Origin of the sequence: uncultured Jatrophihabitans sp. (genome assembly GCF_964252635.1) — a bacterium.
Taxonomy (GTDB): domain Bacteria; phylum Actinomycetota; class Actinomycetes; order Mycobacteriales; family Jatrophihabitantaceae; genus Jatrophihabitans.
Map to the genome: position 1 here is coordinate 1 of NZ_CAXUNP010000016.1, position 19375 is coordinate 19375.

General features: G+C 69.3%; 22 protein-coding genes. 6 read left to right on the forward strand and 16 right to left on the reverse strand.

The genetic code is table 11. The features are described 5' to 3' along the window. Positions 1-745: 745 nt before the first annotated feature. From ACFFCA_RS09440 to ACFFCA_RS09470, 7 genes are all read right to left on the reverse strand, one after another. Positions 746-1216 carry a hypothetical protein gene (locus ACFFCA_RS09440; RefSeq protein WP_375484080.1) on the reverse strand — a complete coding sequence of 157 codons (471 nt, stop codon included), beginning with the start codon at positions 1214-1216 and terminating at the stop codon, positions 746-748. Positions 1217-1469: 253 nt separating this feature from the next. Next, positions 1470-2612, reverse strand: coding sequence for an SIS domain-containing protein (locus ACFFCA_RS09445; protein ID WP_375484082.1), 1143 nt, complete (start codon positions 2610-2612; stop codon positions 1470-1472). An 11-nt stretch (positions 2613-2623) separates the two neighbouring features. Further along, the gene (locus ACFFCA_RS09450) at positions 2624-3910 is read right to left on the reverse strand and encodes a D-tagatose-bisphosphate aldolase, class II, non-catalytic subunit (RefSeq protein WP_375484084.1); all 1287 of its coding nucleotides are present in this window, start codon (positions 3908-3910) and stop codon (positions 2624-2626) included. Then, positions 3907-4851, reverse strand: coding sequence for an ROK family protein (locus ACFFCA_RS09455; protein WP_375484086.1), 945 nt, complete (start codon positions 4849-4851; stop codon positions 3907-3909). The genes ACFFCA_RS09450 and ACFFCA_RS09455 overlap by 4 nt, the downstream gene beginning before the upstream one ends. Continuing rightward, complete coding sequence (locus tag ACFFCA_RS09460; protein ID WP_375484088.1) at positions 4848-5681, reverse strand: carbohydrate ABC transporter permease; 834 nt, start codon at positions 5679-5681, stop codon at positions 4848-4850. The genes ACFFCA_RS09455 and ACFFCA_RS09460 overlap by 4 nt, the downstream gene beginning before the upstream one ends. Continuing rightward, entirely contained in the window at positions 5681-6619 is a 939-nt protein-coding gene (locus ACFFCA_RS09465; RefSeq protein ID WP_375484090.1) for a carbohydrate ABC transporter permease, read from the reverse strand. Before ACFFCA_RS09465 ends, ACFFCA_RS09460 begins: the two co-directional genes overlap by 1 nt. Positions 6620-6646: 27 nt before the next feature. Continuing rightward, positions 6647-7921 carry an ABC transporter substrate-binding protein gene (locus ACFFCA_RS09470; RefSeq protein ID WP_375484092.1) on the reverse strand — a complete coding sequence of 425 codons (1275 nt, stop codon included), beginning with the start codon at positions 7919-7921 and terminating at the stop codon, positions 6647-6649. A 239-nt stretch (positions 7922-8160) separates the two neighbouring features. Here ACFFCA_RS09470 and ACFFCA_RS09475 point away from each other — a divergent pair, with 239 nt between their 5' ends. Beyond that, positions 8161-8919 (forward strand): DeoR/GlpR family DNA-binding transcription regulator, encoded by a 759-nt coding sequence (locus tag ACFFCA_RS09475; protein WP_375484094.1) that lies wholly within the window; start codon positions 8161-8163, stop codon positions 8917-8919. Positions 8920-9017: 98 nt separating this feature from the next. On the opposite strand, the gene ACFFCA_RS09480 is transcribed toward ACFFCA_RS09475, so the two are convergent. From ACFFCA_RS09480 to ACFFCA_RS09490, 3 genes are all read right to left on the reverse strand, one after another. After that, positions 9018-9797: an MBL fold metallo-hydrolase gene (locus tag ACFFCA_RS09480; protein ID WP_375484096.1), complete on the reverse strand. Its 780-nt coding sequence runs from the start codon at positions 9795-9797 to the stop codon at positions 9018-9020. Further along, the gene (murI, locus tag ACFFCA_RS09485) at positions 9794-10579 is read right to left on the reverse strand and encodes a glutamate racemase (RefSeq protein ID WP_375484232.1); all 786 of its coding nucleotides are present in this window, start codon (positions 10577-10579) and stop codon (positions 9794-9796) included. The genes ACFFCA_RS09480 and murI overlap by 4 nt, the downstream gene beginning before the upstream one ends. Positions 10580-10641: 62 nt before the next feature. Continuing rightward, positions 10642-11199 carry a rhomboid family intramembrane serine protease gene (locus ACFFCA_RS09490; RefSeq protein WP_375484098.1) on the reverse strand — a complete coding sequence of 186 codons (558 nt, stop codon included), beginning with the start codon at positions 11197-11199 and terminating at the stop codon, positions 10642-10644. 304 nt (positions 11200-11503) lie between these two features. On the opposite strand from ACFFCA_RS09490, the gene ACFFCA_RS09495 reads away from it, so the two are divergent. Further along, a complete protein-coding gene (locus tag ACFFCA_RS09495; protein ID WP_375484099.1) occupies positions 11504-12007 on the forward strand; it encodes a MarR family winged helix-turn-helix transcriptional regulator in 504 nt (167 codons plus the stop codon). A gap of 12 nt (positions 12008-12019) precedes the next feature. Here the strand turns inward: ACFFCA_RS09495 and ACFFCA_RS09500 are convergent, their stop codons facing one another. From ACFFCA_RS09500 to clpS, 6 genes are all read right to left on the reverse strand, one after another. Further along, a complete protein-coding gene (locus ACFFCA_RS09500; protein WP_375484101.1) occupies positions 12020-13555 on the reverse strand; it encodes a molybdopterin-dependent oxidoreductase in 1536 nt (511 codons plus the stop codon). Between the two features lie 53 nt (positions 13556-13608). Beyond that, a complete protein-coding gene (locus tag ACFFCA_RS09505; protein WP_375484103.1) occupies positions 13609-14568 on the reverse strand; it encodes a PLP-dependent cysteine synthase family protein in 960 nt (319 codons plus the stop codon). Between the two features lie 16 nt (positions 14569-14584). Continuing rightward, positions 14585-14860, reverse strand: a complete 276-nt coding sequence (locus tag ACFFCA_RS09510; RefSeq protein ID WP_375484105.1) for a MoaD family protein — start codon at positions 14858-14860, stop codon at positions 14585-14587. A 90-nt stretch (positions 14861-14950) separates the two neighbouring features. After that, entirely contained in the window at positions 14951-15355 is a 405-nt protein-coding gene (locus ACFFCA_RS09515; RefSeq protein WP_375484107.1) for a Mov34/MPN/PAD-1 family protein, read from the reverse strand. Between the two features lie 23 nt (positions 15356-15378). Continuing rightward, positions 15379-15843 (reverse strand): DUF2017 family protein, encoded by a 465-nt coding sequence (locus tag ACFFCA_RS09520; RefSeq protein WP_375484109.1) that lies wholly within the window; start codon positions 15841-15843, stop codon positions 15379-15381. Further along, on the reverse strand, positions 15840-16142 hold the full coding sequence (gene clpS / locus ACFFCA_RS09525; RefSeq protein WP_375484111.1) for an ATP-dependent Clp protease adapter ClpS: 303 nt from the start codon (positions 16140-16142) through the stop codon (positions 15840-15842). Before clpS ends, ACFFCA_RS09520 begins: the two co-directional genes overlap by 4 nt. A gap of 90 nt (positions 16143-16232) precedes the next feature. On the opposite strand from clpS, the gene ACFFCA_RS09530 reads away from it, so the two are divergent. Genes ACFFCA_RS09530 through ACFFCA_RS09545 form a run of 4 tightly spaced genes read left to right on the forward strand, consistent with a single transcriptional unit; the run spans position 16233 to position 19354 of the window. Next, positions 16233-16799 (forward strand): hypothetical protein, encoded by a 567-nt coding sequence (locus ACFFCA_RS09530; protein ID WP_375484113.1) that lies wholly within the window; start codon positions 16233-16235, stop codon positions 16797-16799. After that, complete coding sequence (locus tag ACFFCA_RS09535; protein WP_375484114.1) at positions 16799-18079, forward strand: nicotinate phosphoribosyltransferase; 1281 nt, start codon at positions 16799-16801, stop codon at positions 18077-18079. Before ACFFCA_RS09530 ends, ACFFCA_RS09535 begins: the two co-directional genes overlap by 1 nt. A 50-nt stretch (positions 18080-18129) precedes the next feature. Then, on the forward strand, positions 18130-18699 hold the full coding sequence (locus ACFFCA_RS09540) for an isochorismatase family protein (RefSeq protein ID WP_375484116.1): 570 nt from the start codon (positions 18130-18132) through the stop codon (positions 18697-18699). A gap of 55 nt (positions 18700-18754) precedes the next feature. Then, complete coding sequence (locus ACFFCA_RS09545; RefSeq protein WP_375484118.1) at positions 18755-19354, forward strand: hypothetical protein; 600 nt, start codon at positions 18755-18757, stop codon at positions 19352-19354. The last annotated feature ends 21 nt before the right edge of the window (positions 19355-19375 follow it).

Genomic DNA, 19375 nt, shown 5'->3' on the forward strand with positions numbered 1-19375 from the left:
TCCTTCCTCCGGCCCTCGGCCAGAATCAGGTGTCCACCAAAGCGGGTCAAGTGCATAGGTGGCTCACTAAGCGCAGGAACGATTCTGACTGCGAGGGCGCGGCTCCAGCTGGGAAGGGAACTCAGTTGCCATGCAAGCGCCTGGTGACCACCGATCGTTAGTCGCCCACCGTCTGGCCTCAAGAGCCAAGACTCGCGAAATGCGGTCCGAAGGTCATTTTGCCGCGCCGGGTCCTGCATGTCAGCCCGGTCGACGTCGGTTATGCGGCGGTAGGGCGGCGGACCCAGTATGGCGACCCTGCTGAGCCAAGCCTCAGTCAGGTATTTGCGGAGGTATTCGTGGCGGAAGTACCCGAAGCCCTCGTTTCCCCACTCACGGCCCCAGGTATTCCTAAAGCGGTACAACGATCCGTCGAAACCCACGACCGTGACCGCGTGGTCCCCGACGTAGCGCTCGTCAGGCGCCGGGAGCTCGAGCAGTCCATTTGAGGCTCCGTAGCACGATGACCACATCCGGAGATCAACGAAGAGGGCTGGTCGTACCGGGCTCGTCGAGGCCGCCAGCGGTCCCCAAATCCGCAATGAATTCGGCAGCATGCCGGACGGCGCGGTGGTCACCGAGCGCTTCGTAATACGTGGGCAGGTGGGTCCCGACGGTGCCCGCTCGATGGCTCCACAGAGGAAACGTCCATTCACCCGGCAAGCCGTCGAGCTCTTTAGCGCGAACCCATGTCTCGTTCGGCAACTTAGGACTGATGCCGGCGCATGAATCGCAAAGGCCGACTGTCGATGTCGTCCTGTTCGCCGTCCGACACAGTGACGTCGTCCTCGTTAGCGTGCACAGTCACGCGACGAAGGACCTCCCCGTGTGGGCCGTAGAGGAACCGGACTTCGCCCGGCCTATTCCGTTCCTGTTGTCGCTTCCTCCGCCAGCGGCCCAGATAGGCCGCCGCGGCTGTCGTTAGTGACCCATACAGCTCGCCCTTGATCTCAGAGACGTCGGGGAGCCACACATAGACCATGTGCCAGAGCGTCGTGCCAGCGCCGTGAACCTCGTCCGGCACGTGAAACGTATCCAAGCCGAACCCAGCGGCTGTGCCACGCAGGTCCTGGACGAGCTCCTGCAGATCGTCTGCGGTCGGGTCGTGTGGGTTCGAGCTTTCGACCAGAACGGCGCGGCCTGCGACGAACAGGTCGACTGGTTCGGCATTGGTCATGGGGTACATGCTGGCTGATCGAGACCCCGATCGCGAATGTGTCGTGAGGTTAGTGACCGCGGTCCGGCGCATATTGCTCGCGCACCCAACTCAGCGCTCGGCGTCGTCGGACGCACAGAATCGGCGATCTCGAGCGCTGCTCGGTCGGCGAGCCAGCCCAGGGCGGCGAAACGCAGGCATCCGAGAACGCGACGACCACCACCTGGTCGGAGACACCCGTTGATGCCTTCGACGCCCCATCGTTCGATGCCAGTCAGCTGGATTCTGGGTGGATAGTCACTCCCTGCACCACCCGGTTCACCAGGCCGCCGGGAAAGGGGTTGTCCGGCGTGGCACCGACCGCAAGAGAGAATTGCAGGCCAACGGTTTGGGCGTAGACGACGAACGGCAAGGTGAGTAGCACGTCATCGACGTCCTCGAGTCCACCGACCAGTCCGCGCCTCCCCACGACCCTTTCGCCGGTTCCGATGACGAGCACGTGGTCCGGCCCCATCGCTTGCCCGAGTTCGGCAGCAATGTCTTCGTCGTATAACCGGGTGTACGGGTCGTTGGACAGGTAGACGACGGCCAACGTGCGGTCGTCCAGCACCGCCTTCGGGCCGTGACGGAACCCCAGAGCAGAGTCGAAGTACGTGACTGTGCGACCCGCGGTGAGTTCGAGCAGCTTGAGAGCCGACTCGTGCGCCAGGCCGGTCAACGTCCCGCTGCCAAGATAGATGACGCGGTCGTACCCTCGCGCCGCCAGCTCGGTTGCGGTCCGGAAACCGTCGTCCACCGCGTGGGATCCGGCCGCGACGAGCTTGTCGACCGCGATGTCGTCCAACACCTGACCTGTCAGGGCAAGCCAGCCAGCTAGCACCATGCTCGTGAAACTTGAGGTCATGGCGAAGCCCTCGTCGTTGGCCCGTGGCGGCATCAGCAGAACCAGCGAATCGTCCGCGTCCACGCGTTCGCGGTACAACCGGCCTTCGTCGCTGCAGGTGATGACGACGTGGCGGACGCTCCGCAGGTGTCGATCAGCGAGTTGGGTGGCGGCGACACTTTCCGGGCTGTCGCCGGAACGGGCGAAAGACACGAGGACGGTGGGCACGTCCTCGGCGAACACGCCGCGGGGGTTCGACACGATGTCGGTGGTGGGCACGGCGTCGACCCGCCGGCCAAGGGCGCGGGTCAGGGCGGGCGCGAGGATGTCGCCGACGAACGCGGAAGTTCCCGCACCGGTGAGCACAATACGGCTCTCGCTTGCGTCCAGCAGCGGTGCGAGAAACGCCGTTGCCTGGGGCTGCCAGGACGCGCCGTCGTGGATTACCTCGCGCCAGAGCTCGGGTTGCTGCCGGATCTCGCGAGTCGTCGCATCGGCGCCCGGCGCGGTGGCGGTGGGAGAAGGCTCGGACACGGAAGTGCTCCTCACTGGGATGGACTGCAGGCGCGTGCGTAGTCGCGCAGGACGTCACGGACGTGGTCGACCGCGAGGTCGCGGGCGGTGGCCAGGAGGACGCCTTCCCGCACGCGGGCGTACTGCTTAGGCAGGAATGCGCTCAGCAGCGGCAGAGGGATCTCGATCTGATCGAGGTTCGCGAACAGGACGTCAACCGCAGCGACGATCCGATCGTCGGGCCAGTAGTAACGCAGCCGGTCGCTGTAGCTGTAGCGGCGGGCCAATCGCTGCGTCTCGGCGTCACCGGGGTAGTACCCGTCCCACCAGTGCGGATCCGCGACCATGGTTTGTTCCACCACTTCGGGCAACCGGGATCGCCGAGGGCCAGTCACCAGCTCGTTCTCGATCGCCGCCAACGCGAACAGGGCCTCGCGCAGGGCGAAGGTCAACCCCGGTCCGACCTTGAGAACCGCCCAGTGGTCGGCAACCAGGGCAGTCAGCCGTTCCACGGTCTGATAGTCGGTCGAATGCGCTTCGAAGACGGTGTGGGGAGCGTCGTCGAGCACCGTCCGCAGCTCGACCGTTGATGTCCGGTCGTAATCAACCACGCGGGTCGAATCGAACTCGACTCCCGGCTGAACGACCAGGGCCATGACCCGAGCCCACGCGTCGTCGAGGCCGGCGACGTCGAAGGCCTCGCGGTGCGCAGCCAGGGTCGCCCGCGCGGCCGCCGCCGATGTCGGTTGCAAAGCCGTGATTGCGTGGTGGGCACCGCCCGGGACCGGCACCTCGGTGCCGATGACGTACATGGGCACTGGCCCGTCGCCCCGTCGTCCGGCTGCGCGCTCGGCGACGCGTGCCAACTGCACCGATCGTGCCGCGACGACGTCGTCGGCTAGCTCGGGCGGGTCGTCCTCGCACGCCATGCTGCAGTCGAGGTGGATCTTGTCGTAGCCCGCCTCGACGTAGGCGACAACAAGTTCCTCGGCTCGGCTCATCGCCGTCTCTGCGGGTAGACCCCGCCAGGTGTTGGGGCCCAGATGGTCACCGCCCAGCACGACGCGGTCACGGGGCAGACCCACCTGATCGGCCAGACCGTGCACGAGATCGCGGAACTGCGCCGGAACCAGTCCCGTGTACCCGCCGAATTGGTCAACCTGGTTGCTGGTCGCCTCGATCAGGGCCGTGGTGCCGTCCGCGACCGCCTGCGCCACCCCAGCCCGCAGTACCAGCGGGTGCGCCGAGCACACCGAGGTGATTCCGACAGCCTCGCCGGCCTTCTGGCGGCGCACGATCTCGAGCAGCGTGTCGTTCACGGACCGTTCCTCTTCGTCGTGATGGCGGTCGAGGCGGGCCGCGCTGCCTCAAGTGCCCGTTGGGCGAGCAATGCCGCACCCACTCGACCGGCGTCAGCGCCGAGGGCCGACGCGACGATCCGCGGCTCGCGTTGCATCCGCACGAGGCGATGGACCTGGGTGCGAAGCGGATCGATGAGCCGATCACCGGCGCGGGACAGCCCGCCACCGATGACGACGACCTCGGGTGCGAGCAGGCCGGCGTAGATAACGATCCCGCGAGCTATTGCCGCGACTGCGTCGTCCCACACCTGCACGGCGACGTTGTCACCTCGGTCGGCGGCGGCCAGGACGTCGACCGCACCGCGCACCGGCGTGCCAGTCGCGCGTGTGTAGCGGCGGGCGATCGCGGAGGCGGACGCGACGGCCTCGAGGCAACCGTGGGCGCCGCAGACACAGTCCTCGGCGCCGGCGACGTCGACGTGGCCGAGTTCACCACCGTACGGATTGGTCAGCATCCGACCCTCGACGACCATCGCGCCGGAGATGCCCGCCCCGATCGGCAGGAACAGCAGGTCGTCGACGTCGTGGCCCGCACCGACTGTCCGTTCAGCGAGTCCGCCGGCCCGTACGTCGTGGCCGAATCCCACGGGTACGCCGGTGCGCTCACCGACCAGGTCGCGGAAACGAACGTCGCGCCAACCGATGTTCTCCGAGTACCGAGCGACGCCGGCAGCGTCGTCGACGAGACCGGGGACGACCAGGCCCACGGCCGCTGCTTCTCCGGACCGGTCGCACAACTCCACGACCACGTCCAAGACCGCTTCCACCGCGGCTGGCGGATCGTCCGCGGGAATGGGCCGGCGGACGACCTCGTCAGAGGCGCGCGGCGGGCCGGACCCGACGCTGCCTTTGATGGCGGTTCCACCCACATCAACGGCGACCAGCGTCGGTGCGTTCACTTGACGCTACCGGCGAGCAGGCCGCTCACGATGAAGCGGTTGAGCAGCAGGACGATGACGGCGGGCACAGCGACGGCGATGATGCCACTCGCGCTGAGCATCGTGTACGGCACGACGTGCCGGCCCTGCAACGCTGCGATCGCGACCGTGAGCGGCTGCGTCGAAGAATCGCTGGACAGCACGAGCGGGAACAGGAACTGCGCCCACGCGAACAGGAAGGTGATGATCGCGGTGGAAATGATTCCGGGTAGGGCGAGGGGCAGCACGATACGCCCGAGCACCTGCAACCGACTCGCGCCGTCGATCTGGCCCGCCTCCTCGAGGGCGACCGGCAGACTCGCCATGTAGTTCTGCAGGATCCATGTAGCCAGCGGCAGGAACCCGGAAACGTATACGAGCACGATGCCGGTGTACGTGTTCACCAGGTGCACGCTGGCGAGGATCCGGAAGAGGGGGATGAGCGTCGTGTACGGCGGGAACGCCATGGTCGCAAGAACGACGCCGAACAAGAACGCTCGGCCGCGGAAGCGGATCCGAGCGAACGCGTAAGCCGCGAGCGTCGCGAGCACGACCGTGATGACCGTGGCGAACAAGCACTCGACCATGATGTTCAGCGTCGAGCGGCGGATCGACGAGGGCAGGCTGCCTGAGCCGGACAACAGCGCCGAGTAGTTGTGCACCGTCGGCGTGGGCGGCACGTAATGCGAGGGTCTCGCTGCATTCTGTGCATTCGTCTGCAGGCTGGAGTTGAGAGCCCAGTACAACGGGAACAGCGACCACACCAGAATCAGGACAACGCCAACCCAGCGGCCCCACTGGTGGCGGGCCATCAGAACTCCACCTTCCGGTAGACGAGCTTGGTGATGATCAGGCCGAGGACGATCGTGGCGATTGTGATCACCAACGACAATGCGTATCCCTCACCGAAATCGAGGTTCTGGAAACTGACGAAGTAGGTCTGCTCGGTGACCGAGGCGCCGGCGGCTGCGGCGCCATTGAGGATGTACGGCTGGTCGAACACGTTGAGCGTCTGTACCAACGCTTGAACCATCGCGATCGCGATACCGGGCCGAGCGAGGGGCAGGGTGACCCGCCAGAACGTCGACCAGGGTGAGCTGCCGTCCAGTGTCGCGGCCTCGTACAGATCGCCCGGGATGTTCTGCAAACTGGCCAGGACCAGAAGGACCGATAGGGGCGTCAACTGCCACACCTGGACGAGTTCGATGAGCAAAACGGTCTGGATCCGATGCTCACCGAGGAACACGTGATAGTGGTCGAACACACCTACCGATGTGAGCAAGCTGTTGAGGAAACCACTGTTGGAATCGAAGATCCCACTCCACACAACGCCCTCAACCACACCTGGCAGCGCCCACGGCAGGACCATGACCGCGATGACGACGGCCCGGCCGCGGAACGGTCGCTGCAAGACCACGGCCATGGCCACGCCCAGCACCGTCGTCAGCGCAATGCCTACGAGCACGTACAGGAGCGTGTTCCACATGCTGTCGCGAATGGTCGGGTCACTGAACAGACGGCGGTAGTTGTCCAGGCCGTTGAACCGCACCGGCGGGTACAGCGGCTGTACTTTGAAGAACGACTCCACGATGGTGAAGCCCGCCGGCAGCAGGGCCAGCAGCAGGATGAATATCGTGAGCGGCGAGACCAGTGCGTAGGGAAGCAGGTCGAAGTGTCGCTTTGGACGGCCGTCGCGTGGTGTGCGACCCCGGGTTGAAGCGGCCGGGGCCGAAGCGGTGTGCGCGGTCATGGACGGTCCTTTCGGCGGCCGCGTTGGTCAGGCATCTTTGGCCAGCTTCCGGGCCGTGGACGCCATTGAGTTCAACGCCGCCTGCACCGACTCCGACCCGGCCGCTGCCGCGTGCAGGTTGGAGTACACCGCCCGGGAGAACTCGGGATACCAGGACGGCGAGCCTCCGGGGAACGCCGGCCGGGCGCTGTTGCGCAGCAGCTCGCTGAGCACGCCGCCGCCGCTGAGGGCTTTGGCCTGGATCAGCTTCGTGACACCGGCGGTGCGCGAAGGCAAGAAGTAGCCCGACAGCACCCGAGACGACCCCTGGCCGCCCGCGAACCCCGCCTGCACGTCCGGCTGGGTCACCCACTGGATGAACTTCGCCGCGGCCTGCGGGTACTTCGCCAGCTTCGGGATCCCCAGGCCGTCAGGGTTGCTGACGTTGCCCGCGGTGGCGCTGACGCCCGGCGTACGGAGGTAGGCGACCTTCCCGGTGACGGTCGACGAGTCCCGCACGTTGTAGAGACTGCCGACGTTCCCGGAGTAATCACCGAACACGCTCGCGACCTGGCCCTTGGCCATCAGCGTCGCCTGCCCCTGCGTGTCAGACACGTTGATATTGCCCGGCGGCACAAGACCCTTACGAATCGCGTCGACCATCCACTGAGCCGCGCGGTGACCAGCTGAGCCGGTTGCCGTGAACTGCGGGCGCTGCTTCGCGTCGAGCACGGAACCGCCGAACGCCGCGGTGGTTTGGTACCAATACGTCGACAGGCCCTCGGCGGCGGCGAACGGGATGTCGAGGGGGTACTTGACGACCCCGGCGGCCTTGATCTTCTTGAGGTCGTCGGTGTACCGGCTGATGGTCGTCGGCATCGTGGTGATCCCGGCCTTCCGGAACACCGCCGTGTTGACCGTGGTCACGAGAAACGACGCGTCGAAAGGAACCCCGATGAGGTGACCGCCGACCTCGAACGAACGCAGCTGCGGCATCGTCGAACGCAACTGGTCGGCGTCGAGCAGAGTCTCCATCGGGTAAAACCACTTCAGCCGGGCCAGTTGTCCCACCCGCGACCAGTCGACATCGGTGACATCGGCGAAATAGGTGTTCGCCACCGCCGACGTAGCAATCTTGGTCTGCAGACTGTCGAAGTCGACCGTCGTCCAGTTCACCTTGATGCCGGTCTGCTTGGTGAACTCGGCGAGTGTGCTGGCGGGTGGAGCAGGGAAGAAGTCGGCAACCGTGATGGTGACGCCCCGTGTGCGCGAGGATGGTTGCGGCCCGGAGCACGCGGCGAGGACCAACAGCACGGTCGCCACGAGCGTGAGAACCGTTGCGACGCGCCGGCTCCGACACCAGACCAAGGACATGCAGTCGAGGCTCACACGACGGTTGGCCCAGGGGCAACAGGTGCGCGTCCACTGGACGGCGAACGCGCACGATAGGACCAGCGGCTCGGTCAAACGCTCACCGTTCTGCGCGTTCACGGTGTCATAGGCCGGTCGTCGCCCGAGCGGACGCGCCCAGCCGCAGCGCTGCTGGTGCTACCGTCCCGAGTGTGCAGCGCGCCCGACGCCTCAACGAGATCGTCGGCAGAGTCGCGAAGAGTGGCGCCGTTCAGGTCGCCGACCTAGCCGCCGCTTTAGAAGTGTCGGAACCCACCATCCGCCGTGATCTGGCCTACCTCGAACGTCAACAATTAGTTCAGCGCACCCACGGCGGAGCCCGCGCCCACGACGCCTTCAATGACCTTCCGCTCGGACTCAAGACCGCCCAAGACCTCCAGGAGAAGCGCCGGATCGCGCGCCGCGCGATGGCCTTGCTCGACGACGCTCGGGTGGTTGGGATGACCGGCGGAACCACGATGATCGAGTTTGCCCGCGCCTACCGCGAGACTGGCACGGCGAGCGTCGTCACCAACGCTCTCAGTGTCGCGAACGAACTGGTGACCAACCCCGCCATCCGCGTGTATCTCGCCGGCGGTGAGGTCCGGCCCAGTAGCCACGAGACGGTGGGTCGAGCGGCCGAGGCTTTGGTGGCTACGTACAACATCGACGTCGCCGTTGTCGGCGTAGACGGAGTAGACGCCGAAGTTGGCGCGACGGGCTACGACCCCGCCGGTGCCGCCGTCAACTCCACCATGACCCAACAGGCACAACGCACGATCGTGTTGGCGGATGCGAGCAAGTTGGGGCGCATTGCCCTCGCTCGCATCTGCCCGATCTCCGACGTGGACGTCGTCGTCACCGACTCGCGTGCACACCCGAACGAGTTAGAACGACTGCGTAGCGCCGGGTGCCACGTCATCGCCGTCTGACGGTCGGACTCACAACTCGTCTTGCTGCGAGCTCACGAGCGCGAAGTCGGCGATACCGAGCGCCTGCGTGCTACTACGACCCGACGCAAGCGAAACGGCTAGACCCAGAACTCGGCGCCGGGCGTCGCGATCTCGACGACACCATGGAACGCGTCGGCGGCCTCGTCGGCGGCGACCTGGCGGGAGTTCCACGGCGGCACATGCGTGACGATCAGCCGGTCGACACCGGCCTTGTCGGCGTGCTCGCCGGCCATCCGCCCCGTCAGGTGCAGGTCCGGCACGAACGGCTCGTCCGGTGCGATGGAGGCCTCGCACAGCAGCACGTCGGCGGCGTCGGCGAGGGCCACCAGCTCGGGCGACTCCCCCGTGTCGGCGGAGTAGACGAGCGAGCGGTCGTTCCAGGCGATGCGGACGCCGTTGGTGGGCGTCGGGTGGTTCATCGGCGCGTACGACAGCGAGAAGGGCCCGAGCTCGCCCGCCGTCGGCGTGGCGAAGGAGAACAGCTCGTGCAGGCCGAGCTTGCGCGCGAGCGGGTCGTAGGCGGCCTCGAGCCGGTCACGGGTGCCGGGCACGCCGACGAGCGGGATCCGCTTCTCCGGTCCGCGCAACCGGTAGCCCTCGCCGCCGTAGCGCAGACCCACGATGTAGGCGGTGAGGTCGATGCAGTGGTCGGCGTGCAGGTGGGAGATGACGATCGCGTCGACGTCGGCCGGGTCGAGGTATTGCTGCAGCGCCCCGAAGGCGCCGTGGCCGAGATCGAGCACGAGCCGGTACCCGTCGGCCTCGAGCAGGTAGCCGGAAGCAGGAGAGTCCGGGCCCGGCACGCTGCCCGAGCAGCCGAGCACGGTGAGCTTGAAGCCGGAGCCTGCGGCCGTCACAGCGACGCGCCGGTCTCGGCGGCCGACGCCTCGATCTGCGGCCCCAGGAACCGGTGGCCGAGCCGGCGGAACGGAGCGTCCGCGCCGGTGGCACGGAAGTCGTGCCGAGGCGGCGGGGCCTCGTCGCTGCGGAGCAGATCACGCGCCATCAGCATGCGGAACACATCCTTCGCCGTTTCCTCGGCACTCGACACCAGCGTGACGGTGTCACCCATGACCACCGACAGCAAACCCGTCAACATCGGGTAGTGCGTGCAACCCAGTACGAGCGTATCGACGCCGGCCGCATTGAGTGGCGCGAGGTAGGACTCGGCGAGGCCGAGCAGCTGCCGGCCGCTGGTGACACCACGCTCGACGAACTCCGCGAAGCGGGGGCACGCGGCGGCGTACACCTCGACACCGGCCGCGGCTTCGAACGCGTCCTGGTACGCGCCGCTGGTGATGGTGACGGTGGTGCCGATGACGCCGACCCGTCCGTTGCGGGTGGCGGCGACGGCCCGGCGCACTGCGGGCATGACGACCTCGACCACGGGCACGTCGTAGCGCTCGCGCGCGTCGCGCAGGCAGGCCGACGACGCGCTGTTGCAGGCGATGATCAGGGCCTTGACGCCGGTCTCGACGAGGTCGTCCATGACGGCCAGCGCGTGTCGGCGGACGTCGGCGATCGGCTGCGGCCCATAGGGGCTGTGCGCGGTGTCGCCGACGTAGTGCAGCGACTCGTGCGGCAGCTGGTCGAGGACAGCGCGGGCGACGGTCAGGCCACCGACGCCGGAGTCGACCATGCCGATCGGGGCATCGCGCCGGGAGGTGCTGATGGAAGCCACGACGCCACGATACGGCGCGGTCACGGGCTGACGCCGCGCCGCCACCGTCGCCGCGCGCCCCCGCGGGTGTGCAGGGCCGCCCCGACCGCCGCCCCGGTGACGAACCCGCAGACGTGGGCCTGCCAGGAGACGTGCGAGTGCGCCACCGGCACCAGGCCGTAGAGCAGGGTGCCGAAGAAGATCAGGACCAGGGCGGTCGACACGATCCAGCGGATCCGGCGGGACACGTAGGCCCGGGCGACGAGGTAGCCGATCCAGCCGAACACGAGCGCGCTGGCGCCGACGATGACGGTGTTCCCCGGCCCGACCAGCCACGTCAGCAGGCCGCCGACGAGCACGATCGTCAGCGTCACGAGGGCCCACAGGCGCACGCCGCCGAGCAGCACCACCCACCCGATGAGCACGAACGGCGCGGTGTTGGACAGCAGGTGGCCCCAGCTCACGTGCAGGAACGGCATGGCGAGCACGCCCCACAGCCCGCCGGTCGTGCGCGGTCGCAGGCCGAAGCGGTTCAGGTCATACCCGTCGTGGGCGTTGACGATCTGCACGATCCAGAGGACCGCGGCGAGGCCGAGCATGAACACGATCGCGCCGCTCCAGCTCGTGGCGGCCGGCAGCTGGCGGCCAGGTCGGCCAGGTCGGCCCGGTCGGTCCGGTCGGCCCGGTCGGTCCGGTCGGCGGCCCGGTGCCCGTACCCGCCTCGACCGCTCGTGGCTGCCGTCCGGCTGCACGCGACCCGTCGGGGCGGGCGCCGGGCGGTGCGGCATCGGACGGCGCGCCGGCGAGCTCATGCGTCGAGCCTAAGGTCCGCTCTCCACCCACCCCGGGCGGACAGGCCACGGTTCGGCGTCGAATCTTTGGACGGTGAACTACAGTGCGCGAATGGGCGACCCGGACATCATCGACAACATGGTCGCCGAGTGGCGTTCCGCGCGTCCCGACCTCGACGACGAGGCCTACGACGCCATGGGCACGGTCGGTCGCCTGACCCGGGTCGGGCTGCTGCTGGCGCCGCTCATCGATCGGGTCCTGGCCGAACGCGGACTCGGCCGGGGTGAGTTCGACGTGCTGGCCACGCTGCGCCGGCAGGGCGAGCCGTTCACCATGACGCCGACGACGATGTCCCGCCTGCTGATCCTGTCGCCGGGCGCGATGACGAACCGCCTCGACCGCCTCGAGGCCGGCGGCCACGTCCAGCGCGCCCACGACCCGGTGAACCGGCGCAGCGTGCTCGTCACCCTGACCCCCGCGGGCCGCGCCCTCGTCGACGAGGCGCTCGACGCGCACACCGCCAACGAGCGGCAGCTGCTCGACGCGCTGAGCCCGACCGAGCGGCGGCGCCTCGATGCGGCCCTGCGCCGGCTGCTGCACGTGCTGGAGGAATGAGCGCCGGGCGCCTCAGACGACGACGTGCCCGGACACCGAGTGCAGGCCCGAGGACCCGGACGGGAACGTGTCGCGCACCTTTGCGTCCTGGACGCGGCCGTGTGCGTCCGTGGCCCGCACCTTGATCGTGTAGCGCCCGGACTTCTCCGGCGTCCACGCGTAGACCCACTGCCGCCAGGTGTCGTCCGACGGGACCTTGGCGAGCCGGGCGGCCAGCCAGGGCCCGCCGTCGATCTGCACCTCGACCTTCGCGATGCCCACGTGCTGGTCCCACGCCACGCCGGCGATCGCGTACGGCTCCCCCGCGTCGAGGACCTCGTTGAAGCTCGGCCGGTCGATGCGCGACGCGATCCGGATCGGCGCGTCCTTCACCCAGCCGCCGCGCACCCAGTACGCCTGGTGCGCGGCGAAGGTGGTGGCCTCGATGTCGACGACCCACTTGCAGGCCGAGATGTAGCCGTACAGGCCGGGCACGACGACCCGCACCGGGAAACCGTGCTCGACGGGCAGTGCGACCCCGTTCATGCCGACCGCGAGCAGCGCCGCCCGTCCGTCCATGACCGCCTTCGTCGGCGCCCCGATGGTCATGCCGTCCTCGGAGCGCATGAGGAGCTGGTCGCTGCCGGACTGCACGCCGGCCTCGCGCAGCAGCGCGTCGAGGCGCGCGCCGCGGAACAGGGCGTTGCTGACGAGCTGGCCGCCCACCTCATTGCTGACGCAGTTGAGGGTGACCCAGTGGTCCTCGAGCTCGCGGGCCAGCAGGTCCTTGAACGACAGCGTCATCGGGTGGTCGACGAGGCCGTGGATGCGCAGGTGCCACGAGTCGGGGTCGATCTGGGGCACCGTCAACGCGGTGTCGATGCGGTAGAACTGCTTGTTCGGCGTGCGCCACGGCACCCCGCTCTTGCCCAGGTCGGTGCCCGTCGGCGCCGTCGAGCGGTTGGCGGCCGCGGGCAGGGCGACCTTGCGCCGTTCGGCGGTGACGTCGAAGCGGGCATGCTGGGCGGCGCGGCCGCCGAACCCGGCGAGGGCGGCCAGTGCGGCGGCGGCGCCCGACCCGGCGAGGAAGAGCCGGCGGTCGGCCAGCAGGGGTGCGGCACGCCCGTCGGGCGCGTGTCCGGGCCGGGCGAGGCGCACCAGCCCGACGAGCACGGCCGCGGCGACGACCGCGCCGACGAGGCTGGGGACGACGTCGCTGCCGCGGGCGGCCGGTGCCGTGGCCGCGCAGTAGACGGCGAACCCGCCGATGACCGCGACGCCGAGCAGGCCGACCCAGACGCGGCGCAGCGCGAGCTCGCCGGCCAGCGCGGCGACCAGGCCGAGCACCACGCAGATGCCGACGATCAGGTACCGCTTGTCCTCGGTGCCGACCTGGCCGATCAGGTAGTGCTTCCAGGACTCCGGGGTCAGCACGATGACCCGGTTGCCGACCGCGATCAGCGGGGCGGCGGCGGGTCGCACGAGCACGGCGACGGCCTCGCCGACGCCGACCGCCACGAAGGCAGTCAGGATCCCGATCAACCAACCGATGGGGATCCGGGACCGCACACTCTTATGTTCGCAGCCGGCGGCCCGGTTAGTTCGCACCGATCAGGGCCGGCTCAGGCCCAGAGCTCGCCCTCGAGCCGCTCGGCGGCCTGCTGCAGGGTGCCGGTGTAGGCCCCGGTCGACAGGTACTTCCAGCCGCCGTCGCACACCACGAAGGCGACGTCGGCGCGCTCGTCCGGGCCGATCTTCTCGGCGATCGAGAGCGCTGCGTGCAGGATCGCGCCGGTGGAGATACCGGCGAAGATGCCCTCGGAGTCGATGAGGTCGCGGGTCCGGCGCAGGGCGTCGTAGGACGTCACCGAGAAGCGGCGGGTGAGCACGGTGTCGTCGTAGAGCTCGGGCACGAAGCCTTCGTCGATGTTGCGCAGGCCGTAGACGAGTTCGCCGTAGCGCGGCTCGGCGGCCACGATCTGGACGTCCGGCACCTTCTCTCGCAGGTAGCGGCCGGCGCCCATCAGCGTGCCCGTGGTGCCCAGCCCGGCGACGAAGTGCGTGATGGTCGGCAGGTCGCGCAGCAGCTCCGGACCGGTGCACTCGTAGTGCGCCTGGGCGTTCGCGGGGTTGCCGTACTGGTAGAGCATCACCCAGTCGGGATACTGCTCGGCCAGCTGCTTCGCGGTGGCCACGGCCTGGTTGGACCCGCCCGCGGCCGGTGAGGAGATGATGCGCGCGCCGAACATCTCGAGCAGCTGGCGCCGCTCGACGGACGTGTTCTCGGGCATGACGCACACCAGGCCGTAGCCGCGCAGCTTGGCCACCATGGCCAGCGAGATGCCGGTGTTGCCGGACGTCGGCTCGAGGATGGTGCACCCCGGCGTTAGCCGTCCGTCGGCCTCCGCGGCCTCGATCATGGCCAGCGCGGCGCGGTCCTTGATGGACCCGGTGGGGTTGCGGTCCTCGAGCTTGGCCCACAGCCGCACCGGGTGCTCGCCGTCCCACCGGGGGGACAGGGTCGGCAGACCGACGAGCGGGGTGTCCCCCAGCGCGTCGATCAGCGAGTCGTAGCGAGCCATGTCGGGCCTGGGCCGGTCAGCCGCCCGCGACCGCGGGCAGGACGGTGACCGAGTCGCCGTCCTTCAGCGCGGTGTCCAGCGAGCCGGTGAAGCGGACGTCCTCGTCGTTGACGTAGATGTTGACGAAGCGGTGCAGGCCGCCCTCGTCGGTGATGAGACGTCCCTTGATGCCGGCGTGGCTGGCGTCCAGGTCGTCGATGAGGGCCGAGAGCGTGTCGCCCTTTCCCTCGACGGTCTTCTCGCCGCCGGTGTAGGTGCGCAGGATCGTCGGGATCTTGACCTCGATGGCCATAGCGATGCGTGCTCCTGTCTGTTGGTCGTGCGTCTGTCCGCGTCAACACGGGGACCGACCGATATCGTCCCATCCGGGCCGGAAAAGTGGTCAGACGACCTCGACGGGCTCCTCGGTGACCGTCCCGTCGACGATCCGGTAGGAGCGGAACTCGGTCTCGTCGTCGGACCGGGTCGAGACCAGGACGTAGTGCGCGTTGGGTTCCGAGGCGTAGGACACGTCCGTCCGCGACGGGTAGGCCTCGGTGGCCGTGTGCGAGTGGTAGACGACCACCGGCTCCTCGTCCCTGGCGTCGAGGTCGCGGTAGAGCGCCAGCAGGTCCGCGGAGTCGAACTCGTAGAACGTCGGCGAACGGGCGGCGTTGAGCATGGGCACGAACCGCTCGGGACGGTCGGTGCCCTCCGGCCCGGCGACGATGCCGCACGCCTCGTCGGGGTGGTCGCGACGGGCGTGGTCGACGATCTGGTCGTGGATCGCCCGGTCGATGCGCAGCACGGGATCCGAGCCTACCGGCGGGCTCAGGGGTGCAGGCTCGTGACCACGGTGTCCTGCACCGCCGTCAGCCAGTGGTAGACGACGCGCGACTGCTGCTCGGGATCGGTGACGTCGACGTCGCCGTCGTCCTCGGTGACGCCCAGGCGGGTCCCGAGGGCGAGGCGCAGGTCGTTGAGCACCTGGATCCACCGGGTGGCGTCGGTCGGGTCGGTGAGGTCGAGGTCGCGACCGCCGGCGAGGTCGGCGGTGCAGGCGGCGATGCGGGCCACCCGGTCGTCCCGCAACCCGGCCTCGGTGAGCTCCCGGAACGCGAGCGCGGCGTCGACGTCGTCGGGGTGCGCCGAGGGGTAGAGGCGGGCGACCACCGGGTCGTCGTTGTCGGTCGAGCGGGCGGTCTCGTCGAGCTCGCCGAGCAGCGTCATGAGGATCTCGACCTCGACCGGGTCGAGACGCAGGCGCAGGCCACCGCGCCGGTGCGTCACCTTCATGTCTGCTGTTCCAGCGTGGCCCACAGGCCGTATCCGTGCAGGGTGTTGACGTCGAGCTCCATCCGCTCGCGGGTGCCGGACGAGACGATGGCGCGGCCCTTCTGGTGGACGTCCATCATCAGTTTCTCGGCCTTGGCCTTCTCGTAGCCGAACACGGTCATGAACACGTGGGTGACGTAGGACATCAGGTTGATCGGGTCGTTCCAGACGATGGTGATCCAGGGTCGGTCCGGGTCGGCGGACAGGTCCGGCGCGATCTCCTCGGTGGTCTCGCGTTGCGGCGTCAGCGTGCCTGCCATGCGTCCATGGTGGCACGGCCCGGGGGCGTCGACGGCGGGTGCGACGTCGCTCCGGTGGTCGGCGGCCGGGACCTCGGTTACGTTCACGACGTGCCTTCCGAGTCCCGGCCGACGCTCGACGTCCTGGGCCTGATCCTGTTGCTGGCCGGCGTGGTCGCAACGGCGGTGTCGTTCGTCACGCTGCACTGGTACTCGGTCGACTCGGGTGCGGACTCCGCCGGCGACGGGTTCACCTTCGGCGACCTGCACGGCAATGCCGACCAGCTCAGCGCCCCGGTCGCCGCCTCCTACTTCGACCGGCTGGCGTGGGGGCTCGTGGCCGTCACAGTCCTCCTGGCCCTGGCCGCACGGGTGCCGTCGCCGATGGCCGGGTTGCTGCGCCTGCTGGGCTTCCTGGCCGGGGTGGTGGGCATCGCGCTCACCTACTACGCGCTGGCCCAGCTGTTCGACGCGCAGCGGGTCGCCGGCGCCGGAGCCCATGGCGTGCTGCACAACGCCGGCTCGGGTCTGTGGTCGGCCTACGCCGGTTACGCGCTGCTCGCGCTGGGTGCGGTGGTCGCGCCGTCGCCGGCCCGGGCGGCGCGGCGCCAGGACACCGAGCGCACCGACACCGCCGACCGCTCCGACACCGCCGAGCGCTCTGACACCATCGTGTGATGACGACGGGTCTGCTCACCGACCGCTACGAACTCACCATGCTGCAGGGGGCGCTGCGCGACGGCACCGCGGACCGGCACTGCGTCTTCGAGGTCTTCGCGCGGCGGCTGCCCGAAGGGCGGCGGTACGGCGTCGTCGCCGGTACCGGACGCCTGCTCGACGCCGTCGCCGACTTCACCTTCGACCCGGACCAACTCGAGATGCTGCTGGCGACGGGCGTGGTCGACGACCGCACAGCCGACCACCTCGCCGAGTACCGGTTCGGCGGCGACATCGACGGCTACCGCGAGGGCGAGCTGTACTTCCCGGACTCGCCGGTCCTCACCGTCAGCGGGAGCTTCGCCGACGCGGTCATCCTCGAGACGCTGACCCTCTCGGTGCTCAACCACGACTGCGCCATCGCCGCCGCGGCCGCACGCATGGTCACCGCGGCGGGCGGGCGGCCGCTCATCGAGATGGGCTCCCGGCGCACGCACGAGCAGTCCGCGGTGGCCGCGGCGCGGGCCGCCTACCTCGCCGGCTTCACCACCACCTCCAACCTCGAGGCGGCGCACCGCTACGGCATCCCGACGGCGGGGACGGCCGCCCACGCGTTCACCCTGGTGCACGACGACGAGCGGGAGGCGTTCGCGGCGCAGGTGGCGGCGTCCGGCCCCGGCACCACGCTGCTGGTCGACACCTACGACATCACGCGCGGCATCGAGCTGGCCGTCGAGGTTGCCGGGCCGGAGCTCGGCGCCGTGCGCATCGACTCGGGCGACTTGGGCGTGCTCGCCGACCAGGCGCGCGCCCAGCTCGACCGCCTCGGCAACCCGAACACCCGGATCGTGCTCAGCGGCGACCTGGACGAGTTCGCGATCGCGGCGCTGGCCGCACGTCCTGTCGACTCCTACGGCGCCGGCACCGCGGTCGTCGTGGGTTCCGGCGCGCCCACCGCCGGCATGGTCTACAAGCTCGTCGAGGTCGACGGGCGTCCGGTGGCCAAGCGCTCGGCGCACAAGCAGAGCCGCGGCGGCCGCAAGACCGCGTTGCGCGCGCACAAGGACTCGGGCACCGCCGTGGAGGAGATCGTGGTGGCCGGCCCCGCGTCCCCCGGCCCGGGTGAGACAGCGCTGCAGACGCCGTTCGTGCGCGCCGGCGAACGGGTCGCGGGCCTGCCGACCCTCGAGCAGGCGCGCGAGCACCTGGCGCGCGCCCTGGTGACGCTGCCGTGGGACGGGCTGAAGCTCTCGCGCGGCGAGCCGGCCCTGCCCACCCGCGTCGTGACGCCGTCGGGCTGACCCACCGGCCGTCCGGACCGTGCGAAATGCCCGGTACGTAGACTTGCGGGATGACGAAGGCAGTCATCGTGGTCGATGTCCAGAACGACTTCTGCGAGGGCGGTTCACTCGCCGTGCCGGGCGGCACCGAGGTCGCGCGCGGGGTGAGCAGCCGGCTGGCCGGTGGCGGGTACGAGCACGCCGTCGCCACCCGGGACCACCACGTCGATCCGGGCGACCACTTCTCCGATCATCCCGACTTCCAGGCCTCGTGGCCCCCGCACTGCGTCGTAGGGACGTCGGGGGTGTCGTTGCACCCGGACCTCGACGCGTCCCTGCTCGAGGTCGTGTTCGACAAGGGTGAGTACGAGGCGGCGTACTCGGGCTTCGAGGCCTCCTACGACGGCACATCGCTGGCCGACTGGTTGCGGGAGCACGGCGTCGACACCGTGGAGATCGTCGGCATCGCCACCGACTACTGCGTGCGCGCCACCGCCCTGGACGCCGCCCGCCTCGGCTTCTCGACCGAGGTCCGCCTCGATCTCACGGCCGGTGTGGCCGCCGAATCCACCGAGTCGGCCGTGGCCGAATTCCGCGAGGCCGGCATCGCGCTGCACGGCGAGCCCATCGTCCGCAGCTGAGCGCGAGGGGCCGTCGTCCGCGATTCCCTGCAGTCGGCCGGGTAAGTTCCTCGCCATGAGTCAGTGGGACGACCCGCAGAACGACCGGACGCGTCGCATACCCCGGCAGCAGGCCCAGCCGCCGCAGTACGGGCAGCAGCCGGGCTACCAGCAGCCGGCGCAGGGGCAGCAGCGGCCTCGGTTCGCCGACTCCACCGCCAACCCGTTCGGCGCCGCCAGCGACCAGGCGTTCGGCATCGTCAGCACCGTGCTGGCCCTGCTCGGTGGCATCGTCGGCATCGTGGCCCTCACCGGTCTCGACTGGTTCAAGAACGGCGTCAGCTTCAGCGACACCGACAACCTGCTCGACAACGCCGGCGACCGCGCGAACGGCTTCGCGTCGGCCTATTTCGGCTGGCTGGCCTGGGCGTTCCTCATCGTGGCGGTCGTGGCCGCGGTCGCGGCCAGCTTCCCGTCACCCGCCCTGCGGATCGCGCGGGTCGTCGGCGTCGTCGTGGGCATCGCCGCCGCGGGCCTCAGCTTCCTCGCCCTGCAGTTCGGTTTCGGGCCGTCCTACACCGAGGTGATCAAGGACGCGCGGGTCGGGTTCTACCTGCTCGTCATCGCCTACCTGCTGATCGGCGTCGGGGCCGGGATAGGACCTCGTAAGGTCTGATCCCGCGATCTCGGCTTACGT